This window comes from Saccharopolyspora sp. CA-218241 (assembly GCF_050954615.1).
Classification (GTDB): Bacteria; Actinomycetota; Actinomycetes; order Mycobacteriales; family Pseudonocardiaceae; genus Saccharopolyspora; species Saccharopolyspora cebuensis.
This window is the reverse complement of record NZ_CP191860.1, coordinates 568877-582099: the sequence shown is the minus strand read 5'-3', so window position 1 is coordinate 582099 and position 13223 is coordinate 568877. Positions and strand designations below refer to the sequence as shown.

Below are 13223 nucleotides of genomic sequence, written 5' to 3'. Positions count from 1 at the left end.
AGTGACGAGCCCCGCGTGTCCGCACCACCGCACCCCCGCCAGGCAAGCGGCGCAGCCGCTTCCAGCCGAACCCGCCCGCTCACCCAGCCACCGCCAGGCAAGCGGCGCAGCCGCTTCCGCTTTGCGCCACGCACGCAGCTCGCACCGCCGCGGGTTCTCAGCGGCCTTCTCGCGAGGACAGCGCCGACGCCGTGTACGTGCCTGGTACATCAGGAGGCGATCCCGCAGCGAGAAGGCCGCTGAGGTTCCGCCACCGGCACCGCTCCGCAACCGGACCACGGCACGGCAACCGGACAGCTCAAAAAAGGAAGTAGCGCTGGGCCAGGGGACCTCTTCCACCGGGTCCGGCTCCACCAGGTCCCCGTCGATGTGCACCGCGAAGCTGTCCGGGTCGACCTGGATGTCCGGCGTCGCGTCGTTGTGCGGCAGGTCCGCCTTGGTGATCCGCCGGGTGTCGCCGACCGGGACCATCGGGGTGCTGAGCCCGAGCCGGTCCGGCAGCCCCGCGTCGATGGCCTCGGGCGCGACGAAGAACAGCCCGGAGGCGGCCGCGGCGCGCGGCTGGGCGCCGAACATCGGCCGGGCCAGCGACGGCTGCGGGGTCGGGATCGACGCGTTGGCGTCGCCCATCGCCGCCCACGCCGCGAAGCCGCCCTTGAGCACCAGGTGCGGCCGGACGCCGAAGAACTTCGGGTCCCACAGCACGAGGTCGGCGAGCTTGCCCACCTCCACCGAGCCGACGTGCTCGGCGATCCCGTGGGTCAGCGCCGGGTTGATCGTGTACTTGGCGACGTAGCGGCGGGCCCGGAGGTTGTCGGCCGCGCCGTCGCCGGGCAGCGCGCCCCGCCGCCGCTTCATCACGTGCGCGGTCTGCCAGGTGCGCATGACCACCTCGCCGATCCGGCCCATCGCCTGCGCGTCCGAGCTGACCATCGAGATGGCCCCGAGGTCCTGGAGCACGTCCTCGGCGGCGATGGTGGAGGGCCGGATGCGGCTCTCGGCGAACGCCAGGTCCTCGGGCACGGCGGGGTTGAGGTGGTGGCAGACCAGCACCATGTCCAGGTGCTCGTCGACGGTGTTGAGGGTGTGCGGGCGGGTCGGGTTGGTCGACGAGGGCAGCACGTGCGGCTGCGAGGCGATCCGGATGATGTCCGGCGCGTGCCCGCCCCCGGCGCCCTCGGCGTGGAAGGCGCTGATCGACCGGCCGTTGATCGCCGCCAGCGTCGACTCGTAGAAGCCCGCCTCGTTGAGCGTGTCGGCGTGCAGCGCGACCTGCACCCCGGACTCCTCGGCGATCCGCAGCGCGCTGTCGAGCGCCGCCGGCGTGGCGCCCCAGTCCTCGTGGATCTTGAACCCGCCGGCCCCGGCGCGGAGCTGTTCGCGCAGCGCCTCGCCGCGCATCGTGCTGCCCCGGCCGAACAGCAGCACGTTGACCGGCATGAAGTCCAGCGCCTGCATCGTCCGCTGCAGGTTCCAGGCGCCGGGGGTGACGGTGGTGGCCTTGCTGCCCTCGGCCGGGCCGGTGCCGCCGCCGATCAGCGTGGTCAGCCCGGTGGCCAGCGCCACGTCGATCTCCTGCGGGCTGATGAAGTGCACGTGCGCGTCCACCCCGCCCGCCGTGAGGATCTTGCCGGCGCCGGAGATGACCTCGGTCGAGGAGCCGATCACCAGGTCCGGGTGCACCCCGGACACCGCGTCCGGGTTGCCCGCCTTGCCGATGCCGACGATGCGGCCGTCCCGGACGCCCACGTCGGCCTTGATCACGCCCCAGTGGTCGAGCACCACGGCGCCGGTGATGATCAGGTCCGGGGTGCCCTCGGCTCGGGTCGCGTTGGAGTGGCCCATCGACTCCCGGATGACCTTGCCGCCGCCGAAGACCACCTCGTCGCCGGAGCCCTGCGGGCCCTGGCAGCGGTCCTCGGTGATCTCGACGAGCAGGTCGGTGTCGGCCAGCCTGATCCGGTCCCCGGTGGTCGGGCCGAACAGCTCGACGTACTGGGCCCGGTCGATCGATGCGCTCACCCCTGATGTCCTTCCCCGCGTTCGCCGTACTCCGGTCCTGCCGTGGCCGGGCCGCGCTCGTCGAGCGCCCCGGCGTGCTCCGAGCGCAGCCCCGGCACCAGCCGGGCCCCGCCGATGGGCACCAGGTCGACCTCCCGCGCCACGTTCGGTTCGAAGCGCACGGCGGTGCCGGCGGGCACGTCGAGGCGGTGTCCCCAGGCGGTCGCCCGGTCGAACTCCAGCCCGTCGTTGACGGCGGCGAAGTGGTAGTGCGAGCCGACCTGCACGGCGCGGTCGGCGCGGTTGACGACGGTGAGCCGGACGCGGGGACGCCCCGGGTTCAGCGGGACGGGGTCGGCGCCGGTGATGATCTCGCCGGGGCGCATGTCGGCTCTCCCCTCGGTGTTCCTGGTCGTTTGGTCCTCCTTCTTCCCATGGGCGGCAGGTCGCGCCGCTCGGGTCCTTCAGGTGATCGGGTCGTGGACCGTGACGAGCTTGGTCCCGTCCGGGAAGGTCGCTTCGACCTGCACGTCCGGGATCATCTCGGCCACCCCGTCGAGGACCTCGTCGGCGGTGAGCACCTTCCGGCCGCTGCGCATCAGCTCCGCCACCGTCCGGCCGTCCCGCGCTCCCTCGACCACGTGGTCGGTGATCAACGCGACGGCTTCCGGGTGGTTGAGCTTGAGACCGCGGGCGAGCCGTTCTCCGGCCAACCGCGCCGCGACGTGTACGAGCAATTTTTCGCGCTCGTGCGGGGCTAAGTGCATGGTTCCTTTATTAACACAACCTCATCTGACCAGGTCACGTCGGCCTTGGCGATTTACATCACCAGAACTGAACGGTCTCGCAGAATTGTCGGGGTTTCCGCTCCGCGAGAATTCGCAGCTTTCGCCACTCCCGTGATTTCACGTGATTTTTTCCTCGGCTAACTGCTTGTAGCAGGAAAAGCGGCGGTCCATCGTCGTTCCACCCGCCGGAGCCGCCGCGGTCGCCAGGAGAGGAGACGAGACATGAGCGAGTTCAGCCCGGGTCTGGAAGGCGTGGTGGCCTTCCGCACCGAGATCGCCGAGCCGGACAAGGACGGCGGGGCGTTGCGCTACCGGGGCGTCGACATCGAGGACCTGGTGGGCGCGGTCGGCTTCGGGGACGTGTGGGGGCTGCTCGTGGACGACCGCTTCGGCGCCGGGCTGCCCGCCGCGGCGGCCGAGCTCCCGGTGCGCACCGGCGACGTCCGCGCCGACCTGCAGGCCTCGCTGGCCGCGCTGGCCCCGGCGCTGGGCTTCGAGCCGCTGCTCGACACCACCGACGAGCAGGCCCGCGACCAGCTCGCCCGGACCAGCGCGCTGGCGCTGTCCTTCGCCGCGCGGTCGGCGCGCGGCACCGACCTGCCGCCGGTGCCCGCGGCCCGGGTCGAGGCGTGCTCGACGGTCGCCGAGCGGTTCCTCACCCGCTGGCGCGGCGAACCCGACCCGGCGCACGTGCGCGCGCTGGACGCCTACTGGGTCTCGGCCGCCGAGCACGGGCTCAACGCCTCGACCTTCACCGCCCGGGTCATCGCCTCCACCGGAGCCGACGTGGCGGCGTGCCTGTCCGGCGCGGTCGGGGCGATGTCCGGTCCGCTGCACGGCGGGGCGCCCGCCCGGGTGCTGCCGATGCTGGCGGAGGTCGAGCGCACCGGTGACGCCCGCGCGGTGGTGGAGTCGATCCTCGATCGCGGCGACCGGCTGATGGGCTTCGGGCACCGCGTGTACCGGGCCGAGGACCCCGGGCGCGGGTGCTCCGCGCGACCTGCGAGGAACTCGGCGCGCCGCGCTTCGAGGTGGCGCGGGAGCTGGAGCGGGCGGCGCTGTCGGTGCTGCGGGAGCGGCGGCCGGACCGGCCGATCGAGACCAACGTGGAGTTCTGGGCCGCCGCGGTGCTGGACTTCGCGCAGGTCCCGACCGCCATGATGCCCGCGATGTTCACCTGCGCCCGGCTGGCCGGCTGGTCGGCGCACGTGCTGGAGCAGAAGCGCACCGGGCGCCTGGTGCGCCCGTCCGCCGAGTACGTGGGTCCGGCGCCCCGGCCGCCGCGGCAGGTCGAGGGGTGGGAGTCGGTGCCCCGCCTCGCCGCGATCTGAGCCCGCTCCCCACCGCGAGACCGGGAGCCGGGGCGGGCGACCCCGACGCCCGCCCCACACACACCGGGTCGCGTCGCCGCCGGCGCGACCCGGGCCCGTCCGGACGCCGCACCCCCGACCGAACGGCCGTGCGCGGACCCGGCCGCCCGGCGCCGCGCGTTGCTCCCCGTCGGAGTGACCCGAGCCACCGCGCACGGCCCGGCGGCGCCGGTGCCGGCGCGGGGTGCGGCGGGTCGCGGCGGCCCTGCCCACGGCCGCCGATCAGCCCCGCACTACGCTCATCACCTGCACGAACGATCCAGGCGCGCGGTGCGGCCACCGGCCCGCGACGCGCCCTGCCGAGGCGGATCGCCGGACCCGCGGGGCGCGTCCCGTGCCGGTTCCGCCGGTGCTGGCCACGACGGGCGAGTCGCAGTAAGTTGCCGGACGGCTGACTGCCGCGGCCGCGATCCGCACGGTCAGCGACAGCGACCCGGCAACGGCGCCGGACGTCCGCCCAGGTCCGGCGCGCGAGCGACCCGCCCGCGCACGGCACCGCCATCACCAACAACGCCCGGAGGCGCCGGCATGACGCAGGCCGAGACCAACCCGACGACCCTGAAGCTGCCCGCGGAGCTCACGCCCACCGACGGCCGGTTCGGCTGCGGCCCGTCCAAGGTCCGCACCGACCAGCTCGCCCGGCTCGCCGCCGACGGCGCCGCCGTGATGGGCACCTCCCACCGGCAGAAGCCGGTGAAGTCGCTGGTCGGCCGGGTCCGGGAGGGCCTGTCGGAGCTGTTCTCGCTGCCCGAGGGCTACGAGATCGTGCTCGGCGTCGGCGGCACCACCGCGTTCTGGGACGCCGCGACGTTCGGCCTGGTCCGGGAGCGGTCGCTGCACCTGACCTACGGCGAGTTCTCGCAGAAGTTCGCCAAGGCCGCCGGGACCGCGCCGTTCCTCGGCGACCCGGTGGTCGTCTCGGCCGAGCCGGGCGACGCCCCGGAGCCGGTGTCGGACCCCTCGGTGGACCTCATCGGCTGGGCGCACAACGAGACCTCCACCGGCGTGATGCTCGCCCCGACCCGCCCCGCGGGCTCGGAGAACGCGCTGATCGCGGTGGACGCGACCTCCGGCGCGGGCGGCCTGGCGTTCGACCCGGCCGACGTGGACGTCTACTACTTCGCGCCGCAGAAGTGCTTCGCCTCCGACGGCGGGCTGTGGCTGGCGGCGATGAGCCCGGCCGCGATCGAGCGGGTGCAGGAGATCGGCGCCTCCGAGCGCTGGGTGCCGGAGTTCCTGTCGCTGACCACCGCGCTGGACAACTCCCGCAAGGACCAGACCTACAACACCCCGGCGGTGGCCACGCTGTTCCTGCTGGCCGACCAGATCGACTGGATGAACGGCCAGGGCGGGCTGGACTGGTGCGTGCGGCGCACCGGCGAGTCCTCGCGGCGGCTCTACGAGTGGGCCGAGGCCTCCGACTTCGCCACCCCGTTCGTCACCGACCCGGCCAAGCGCTCCCAGGTCGTCGGCACCATCGACTTCGACGACTCGGTGGACGCCGCGGCGGTGGCCAAGGCGCTGCGCGCGAACGGCATCGTGGACACCGAGCCGTACCGGAAGCTGGGCCGCAACCAGCTCCGGATCGGGATGTTCCCCGCCATCGAGCCGGAGGACGTCACCACGCTGACCAAGGCCGTGGACTGGGTGGTCGGCGCGCTGCGCTGAACCGTCCCGCCACTCGGGGCGCCGACCGCATCGCGCGGTCGGCGCCCTTCGTGCTTGGTGCGACCTCGGAAAATCACCCACCGTCACGGCATACTGCTCCAAACGAAGGGTTTTTCGCAGAACGCCCGCTAGATGCGACCCCTTCAGGCTAAAAATCGCCACGTTCCGTGTATGCGGTGAAATATGAGTGCTTTTACTCGGATGCCGAGACCGCGTTCATCAGGCAAGATCGGGCCGGGGCAACTGCGGTCGGCGACACGACGGGGTCGGCGCGCCTCCCGCGTCAAGGCGGCGCGCCGGGTTAGTGTCACAGCTTGGTGACATGTATCGGGAGGGACGCAACCTCACTCCCGCCCATGCGCCGTACGGGGTGCGGCCGTCACGGGGTGCGGATGGTGCACCCGGTGCGGGTGTCCCGCAAGACACAGGAGGCTGGCGTATGCGAGCGCTGCGAGTGGTCGGGCTCGACGAGGACGGTGAATCCGTCATCTGCGAGGACCCGGATAACGGCGAACGCTTCACCGTGCCCGCCGACGAACGGCTGCGGGCAGCGGCGCGAGGCGACCTGACCCGGCTCGGCCAGGTCCAGATCGAGCTCGAATCCCCGGTGCGCCCGCGCGACATCCAGGCCCGGGTCCGCGCCGGGGCATCGGTGGCGCAGATCGCCGCCTCCTCCGGCCTCCCCGAGCAGCGGGTCGAGCGCTACGCCTACCCCGTGCTGCTGGAGCGCGCGCAGATCGCCGAGATGGCCCAGCGCGCGCACCCGGTCCGCGAGGACGGCCCGGACGTGCAGACCCTCGGCGAGGTCGTCGCGCACACCTTCGGGATGCGCGGCCTCGACACCGCCGAGGCGAACTGGGACGCCTGGCGCGGCGACGACGGCAAGTGGGTCGTGCAGCTCCTGTGGCAGGCGGGCCGGTCGGAGAACGGCGCGCACTGGGTCTTCCACCCCGGCGCGCACGGCGGGACCGTCGCCGCTCTCGACGACCACGCCGCCGACCTGCTCGACCCGTCGCCGAACCGGCCGCTGCGCACCGTCCGGCCGGTCACCGAGCTGGCCCGCGAAGCGCTGGAGCTCGACGGACCGGAGACCGACGACCACTCGGTCCCCCCGCCGCGCCCGGAGGCCGCCCCGGTCGCCGAGACCCCACCGCCGGGTCTGGAGTCGACCGCGCCCCCGGAGCGGACCGCGCCGGAACGCCCGCTGGCCACCCCGGTCGGCGAGGTCACCTCGGTCGACGAGGACGCCGAGCCGGAGCCCGACGACGACGCCAAGGCCGAACCGCGCCGGGGCCGCAAGAACCACCCCATCGTCCCGTCCTGGGAGGACGTCCTCCTCGGCGTCCGCTCCCACCGCTGACCAGCGCCCCAGCGACTCACCCCTTCGGAACTGAGTGAGGGGCACCCTTGCCGACCCGCGGAGCGACCGCACCACCCACACGACCAGCTACGAAGACTCACCCGCACCCGGGGCCAAGCGCTGCGCAATGCACGCCACAACCACCGTCAGGCAAGCGGCGCGAGCCGCTTTCGCCTTACCCCACCTAAGCAACTCGCACCGCCGCGGGTTCTCAGCGGCCTTCTCGCGAGGACAGCCGCGACGCTGTGTACGGGGGTGGGTACATGAGGAGCGGCTCCCGGAGCGAGAAGGCCGCTGAGGTTCCGCCACCGGCACCGCCACGCAAAGCGACCACCACATAGGAAAGACTCACCCCAAAGTACTGAGGATGAGCACTAGCCAGGCCGCCCCGATCCCGGCCGCCGCGCCGTAGGCGATCCAGCGCCACACCGGGACGTTGCGGCCGAGCCAGATGGACGGGGCGAAGCCCGCCACCACGGCGAGGTTGACGCCGATGCCCAGCAGCACGCTGACGTCGGCCAGGCCGCGGGTGACCACGACGAGCGTGGTGGCGGCGATGACCGCGATGATGGCGCTGCTGGTGAGGCCGGGACCCCAGGGCGTCGGGAGGTCCTCCAGCGGTGCGACGCGGGTGGCGGCGTGGCGGCGGCCGACCCGGTCGAGCCGTCCGGAGAGCGGATCGCGGAAGTCGATCTCGCGGCCGGTCTCGACGCTCAGCCGCGCGGCGAGCCGGCGGCCGCGGTGGGCGAGCAGCTCGGCGGTGTCCGGTTCGGCCGTGCCGGGGGACAGCGTGTCGGCCACCCGGGCCCACTCGTGCAGCGCGGTGATCAGCGGCGCGGGCAGCGGCAGCCGGGCGGGGTCGACCTCGCGGCCGGTGTCGCGGACGAGCACCGGCCGCCCGGCGCGCGCGTGCAGTTCCCAGCCGGACGGCGGCATCGGGTCAGCACCCGCTCATGGCGTGGAAGGCAATCGCGCCGGCCGTGGCGACGTTGAGCGAGTCGACGTCACCGGCCATCGGGATGCGCACGGCGACGTCGGCGGCGGCGATGGCCTCCTCGGTGAGCCCGGGGCCCTCGGCGCCGAGGAGCACGGCGCTCCGGCCCCGGTGCAGCCCGGCCGCGTGCAGCGCCACCGAATCCGCCCGGGGGTGAGCGCGGCGACCCGGTACCCGGCGTCGCGCAGCAGCTTGAGGCCGTGCGGCCAGTCGGTCAGCGGCGCGGCGGGTACCCGGAGCACGTGCCCCATCGAGACCCGCACGCTGCGCCGGTACAGCGGGTCGGAGCAGCCGGGGCCGAGCAGCACGCCGTCGACGCCGAGGGCGGCGGCGTTGCGGAACAGCGCCCCGAGGTTCTCGTGATCGCCGATGCCTTCCAGCACCGCGAGGCGGCGGGAGCCGGCGATGAGGTCGGCGGCGTCGACGGCGGGCGCGCGGTCGGCGACGGCGAGCACGCCCCGGTTGAGGTGGAAGCCGACCACGCGCGCCATCACGTCGGCGTCGGCGACGTAGGCGGGCACGTCGAGGTCGGCGAGCTGCCCGGCGAGTTCGTCGATCCGACGCCGGACGCCGAACAGCGCGCGCACCGGGTACGGCGAGGCGACCAGCCGTTCGACCACCACGACGCCTTCGGCGATCACCAGCCCGCGCCCGCCGGGCCGGTCGGGGCGGCGATCCGCGCGCGACAGATCGCGGAAGTCGTCCACCCGCGGGTCTTCGACATCGCTGATCTCGACGTAGTGCGCCACCCCACCATTGTCCCATCCGGTCGCGCCGATCGGGCCACCCCGAGGGCGGCGACGTCGGCCCAGCGCAGGCCCGCGCCGACGCCCGCCGGTCGGCGCCGCGGCGGTCGCGACGAGGCGTAGATCTCACCCCGCCTTTCAGAATCGTTCGCGCTCCGGCTTTCTCGCCGTCCCACCACGGGATTCGGCGCGGTGACACCGATCTTCGAGACGAACACCACCGCCCGCGGGCAAGATCTCGGTCGCGCCGGGCGGTCCCGTCCGGCACGATGGCCCGACGTGGGCACCAGCGACGAAAACTCCGGACTGCGCAAGAAGATCCGCTTTGCGTTGATCTTCGGCGGACTGACAGCCTTCGGGCCGCTGTCCATCGACATGTACCTGCCCGCGCTCCCGCAGCTCACCGCGGAGCTCGGCGGCACGGCGACGCAGGCGCAGCTCACGCTGACCGCCATCCTGCTCGGCCTGGCCGCGGGGCAGCTCATCGCGGGACCGGTCAGCGACGCGGTGGGCAGGCGCACCCCGCTGCTGGTCGGGCTGGTCGTCTACGTGGTGGCTTCCGCGTTGTGCGCGATGTCCGATTCGGTGCTGGGGTTGGCCGCGTTGCGCGTGGTGCAGGGCTTCGGCGCCGCCGCCGGGATGGTGATCGCCCGCGCCGCGGTGCGCGACCTGTACTCCGGGATCGAGGTCGCGCGGTTCTTCTCCTCGCTGATGCTGGTCACCGGCCTGGCGCCGATCCTGGCTCCGGTGCTGGGCGGGCAGCTCCTCGAGCACACCACGTGGCGCGGGGTTTTCGTGGTGCTCAGCGGTTTCGGCGCGCTGCTGCTGCTGATCACGGCGTTCGCGCTGCCCGAGACGAAGCCGAAGCAGTGGCGCCAGCCCGCCCGGCTCGGTGCGACGCTGCGCACCTTCGGCCGGTTGCTGGCCGAGCCGTCGTTCGTCGGCAACGCGCTGACCGGCGGGCTGGGCATGGCGGCGATGTTCGCCTACGTCTCGGGATCGTCGTTCGTGCTCCAGGGGATCTTCGGGTTGTCGCCGCAGACCTACAGCCTGGTGTTCGGGATGAACGCGATCGGCATGGTGATCGCCGGGCAGGTCAACGCCCGCCTGGTCGGCCGGTTCGCCACCGAGACGCGGTTGCTGCGCATCGCGCTGAGCAGCGCCTCGGCCGCCGGGGCGCTGCTGGTCGGCGCGGTGCTGCTGGACCTGCCGCTGCCCGCCCTGCTGGCCGCGCTGTTCGTGATGATCGCCGCGCTGGGCTTCGTGATGCCGAACACGACCACGCTCGCCCTGGCCGAGCACCGCGAGATCTCCGGTTCGGCCTCGGCGCTGCTGGGGGTGAGCCAGTTCGTGGTGGGTGCGGTGTCCGCGCCGCTGGTCGGGCTGGGCGGCACCGGGTCGGCGTTGCCGATGGCGCTGGTGATGTTCGGCGTGGTCGTGGCGGCGCTGGTGGTGTTCAGCACCCTCGGCGGTGCGGCCCGCCGCGCGGTCCCCGCCGGGCAGGAGCACCGCCGGACCGACGCCCCGCTGTGAGGCCCGCCGCGGGCATGGGCCCCGGGGGTGCGCGGGTACGTTCTGGGCATGCGTCAACTCGGAAGCACCGATCTCACCGTGTCGCCGGTCTGCTTGGGCGGCAACGTGTTCGGCTGGACCGCGGGCCAGGACGACTCCTTCACCGTGCTGGACGGATACGTCGCGTCGGGCGGCAACTTCATCGACACCGCGGACGTCTACATGGCCCCCGCGCCGGGCAATTCCGGCGGCGAATCGGAGACCTTGATCGGCGACTGGATGCGCTCCCGGGGCAACCGGGACGACGTCGTCATCGCCACCAAGGTCGGCATGTGGCAAGAACGTCCGGGGCTGTCGGCGGACAACATCAAGGCGGCGGCGGAGGATTCGCTGCGCCGGCTGGGCACCGACCGGATCGACCTGTACTACGCGCACCTCGACGACCAGGAGACCCCCCTGGAGGAGACCCTCGGCGCCTTCGACGACCTGGTGCGCAGCGGCAAGGTGCGGCACATCGGCGCGTCCAACCACACCGCCGACCGGCTCGCCGAGGCGCTGTCGGTGTCCCGGCGGGAGAACCTGGCCCGCTACGAGGTCCTCCAGCCGCACTACAACCTGGTGGAGCGCGGGTTCGAGTCCGAGCTGGGTGAGCTGGTGGCCCGCGAGGAGCTCGCGGTGCTGCCGTACTACGCGCTGGCCAAGGGTTTCCTGACCGGCAAGTACCGGCCGGGCGACGACACCGGCGACTCCCCGCGCGCCGAAGGCGCCCGCGCCTACCTGGACGAGCGCGGCGTGACTGTTCTCACGGCGCTGGACGAGATCGCCACGCTGCGGGACGTCCCGGTGGCCGCGGTCGCGCTCGCCTGGCTGCGGACCCGCCCGATGGTGGCCGCGCCGATCGCCAGCGCCCGCAACACCGACCAGCTCAGCGCGTTGATCGACGCGGCCGAACTGGAGCTGACCGATTCGGAGGCGCAGCGGTTGACCGACGCCTCGGCGTGAGGCGGCGCCCGGTCCGCACGTCGCCACGCGCGGCACCGTTTTGGCCCCTGGCCACCGGGGTAACGATGTGCCACGGTGGTTTCCCCAGCGCTCGCGCTGTCGTGCTGCCGATCAACCCGGGGAGACGGCATGGGAAAGCACGTGACGGATCGGGTGTTCACGCCGGTGGACCGGCAACGCTACCGGGACAAGATGCAGCGGGGGCTCGACGCCCTGGCCCGGATGCTCGCCGACGGCAACTTCTCCTTCCCCGCGCAGCAGATGGGGCTGGAGATGGAGCTGTGCCTGGTCGACGAGCGGCTCGAACCGTCGATGACCAACGCGGTGGTGCTGGAGAAGATCGACGATCCGGCCTTCACCACCGAACTGGGGCAGCAGAACATCGAGCTCAACGTCGAGCCACACCTGCTCGCCGGGGACACCGCGCTGGACCTGGAGCGGCGGCTGCACAGCGCGCTGCGGCTGGCCGATTCCGGGGCGCACGACGCGGGGGCGAAGGTCGTGATGATCGGCACCCTGCCGACGTTGCGCAGCACCCACTTCGATCCGCACTGGCTGTCGCACCAGGTCCGCTACGCCCAGCTCAACGAGCAGATCTTCCTGGCCAAGGGCGAGGAGATGCTGCTCGACATGGAAGGCGTCGCGCTCGGCGACGGCCCCGCCGAGCACCTGCGCTCCTACGCCGACTCGATCCTGCCCGAATCGGCCTGCACCTCGGTCCAGTTGCACCTCCAGGTCCGGCCGGAGGACTTCGCCGCGCACTGGAACGCCGCGCAGTGCCTGGCCGGGGTGCAGCTCGCCATCGGGGCGAATTCCCCTTTCCTGCTGGGCAAAGCGCTGTGGCACGAGACCCGCGTCCCGCTGTTCCTGCAAGCCACCGACACCCGCCCGGAGGAGCTGAAGAACCAGGGCGTGCGGCCCCGGGTGTGGTTCGGCGAGCGGTGGATCACCTCGATCTTCGACCTGTTCGAGGAGAACGTGCGCTACTTCCCCGCGCTGCTCCCGGAACCGGTCGAGGAGGACCCGATCGCCGCGCTGGAGGCGGGGCGGGCGCCGACCCTGGCCGAGCTGCGGCTGCACAACGGCACCATCTGGCGGTGGAACCGGCCGGTGTACGACCTCGTCGACGGGGTGCCGCACCTGCGGGTGGAGAACCGGGTGCTGCCCGCCGGGCCGTCGGTGCTCGACACCGTGGCCAACGCGGCGTTCTTCTACGGCGCGCAGCGGGCGCTCACCGAGCAGGACCGTCCGCTGTGGACGCAGATGTCGTTCGAGGCGGCCGAGGAGAACTTCTACACCGGCGCCCGGCACGGCCTGGAGGCCCACCAGTACTGGCCGGGCGCCGGGTGGATCGCCCCCGAGGAGCTGGTGCTGCGGCGGCTGCTGCCGATGGCCCGCGAGGGACTGCGCGCCTGCGGCGTGTCCGAGGCGGTCGCCGACCGCTACCTCGGGGTGATCGAGCAGCGCTGCCTGCGCCGCCAGACCGGGGCGAGCTGGCAGCGCGACGTGGTGGCCCGGCTGGAGAGCCGCGGCCAAGACCGCTACACCGCGCTGAACGGGATGTTGCAGAGATACCAAGAGATGTCCAACAGCGGCGAACCGGTCCACAACTGGCCTGTGGAGTGATTTCTTCCAGGCTCGATTTGCATAGGAGTGCCGGTAGCGGAACCTCAGCGGCCTGCTCGCTCCGGGAGCCGCTCCTCATGTACAAGCGCGTACACAGCGTCGCGGCTTCCACGCGAGAAGACCGCTGAGGACCCGCGGCGGTGCCAGTTGCGAGGG

At 72.8% G+C, this 13223-nt stretch carries 8 protein-coding genes and 3 pseudogenes; 6 read left to right on the top strand and 5 right to left on the bottom strand.

What is annotated here, in order from left to right:
- Positions 1-298: 298 nt before the first annotated feature.
- From ACQP0T_RS02980 to ACQP0T_RS02970, 3 genes and pseudogenes are all read right to left on the bottom strand, one after another.
- Positions 299-2022, bottom strand: a pseudogene (locus tag ACQP0T_RS02980) (urease subunit alpha).
- The gene (locus tag ACQP0T_RS02975; RefSeq protein ID WP_433871180.1) at positions 2019-2387 is read right to left on the bottom strand and encodes an urease subunit beta; all 369 of its coding nucleotides are present in this window, start codon (positions 2385-2387) and stop codon (positions 2019-2021) included. Before ACQP0T_RS02975 ends, ACQP0T_RS02980 begins: the two are co-directional and overlap by 4 nt.
- Before the next feature lie 78 nt (positions 2388-2465).
- Positions 2466-2768, bottom strand: coding sequence for an urease subunit gamma (locus ACQP0T_RS02970; protein WP_345367399.1), 303 nt, complete (start codon positions 2766-2768; stop codon positions 2466-2468).
- A gap of 243 nt (positions 2769-3011) precedes the next feature.
- Between ACQP0T_RS02970 and ACQP0T_RS02965 the strand changes: the two are divergent.
- From ACQP0T_RS02965 to sepH, 3 genes and pseudogenes are all read left to right on the top strand, one after another.
- Positions 3012-4120, top strand: a pseudogene (locus tag ACQP0T_RS02965) (citrate synthase 2).
- A gap of 567 nt (positions 4121-4687) precedes the next feature.
- A complete protein-coding gene (serC, locus tag ACQP0T_RS02960; protein WP_433871179.1) occupies positions 4688-5827 on the top strand; it encodes a phosphoserine transaminase in 1140 nt (379 codons plus the stop codon).
- A gap of 439 nt (positions 5828-6266) precedes the next feature.
- Positions 6267-7187 (top strand): septation protein SepH, encoded by a 921-nt coding sequence (sepH, locus tag ACQP0T_RS02955; protein ID WP_433871178.1) that lies wholly within the window; start codon positions 6267-6269, stop codon positions 7185-7187.
- A 348-nt stretch (positions 7188-7535) separates the two neighbouring features.
- Here sepH and ACQP0T_RS02950 read toward each other — a convergent pair whose 3' ends face one another.
- Together ACQP0T_RS02950 and ACQP0T_RS02945 are read right to left on the bottom strand one after the other, a co-directional pair.
- On the bottom strand, positions 7536-8123 hold the full coding sequence (locus ACQP0T_RS02950; protein ID WP_433871177.1) for a DUF2537 domain-containing protein: 588 nt from the start codon (positions 8121-8123) through the stop codon (positions 7536-7538).
- Positions 8124-8127: 4 nt separating this feature from the next.
- Positions 8128-8930 (bottom strand): annotated as a pseudogene (locus ACQP0T_RS02945) (TrmH family RNA methyltransferase).
- Positions 8931-9206: 276 nt separating this feature from the next.
- Here ACQP0T_RS02945 and ACQP0T_RS02940 point away from each other — a divergent pair.
- The 3 genes from ACQP0T_RS02940 to ACQP0T_RS02930 all read left to right on the top strand — a co-directional run bounded on the left by ACQP0T_RS02940 (position 9207) and on the right by ACQP0T_RS02930 (position 13067).
- Positions 9207-10460 carry a multidrug effflux MFS transporter gene (locus tag ACQP0T_RS02940; RefSeq protein WP_433871176.1) on the top strand — a complete coding sequence of 418 codons (1254 nt, stop codon included), beginning with the start codon at positions 9207-9209 and terminating at the stop codon, positions 10458-10460.
- A 48-nt stretch (positions 10461-10508) separates the two neighbouring features.
- Positions 10509-11441, top strand: coding sequence for an aldo/keto reductase (locus ACQP0T_RS02935; protein ID WP_433871175.1), 933 nt, complete (start codon positions 10509-10511; stop codon positions 11439-11441).
- Positions 11442-11570: 129 nt separating this feature from the next.
- Positions 11571-13067, top strand: a complete 1497-nt coding sequence (locus tag ACQP0T_RS02930; RefSeq protein ID WP_433871174.1) for a glutamate--cysteine ligase — start codon at positions 11571-11573, stop codon at positions 13065-13067.
- Positions 13068-13223 lie beyond the last annotated feature (156 nt).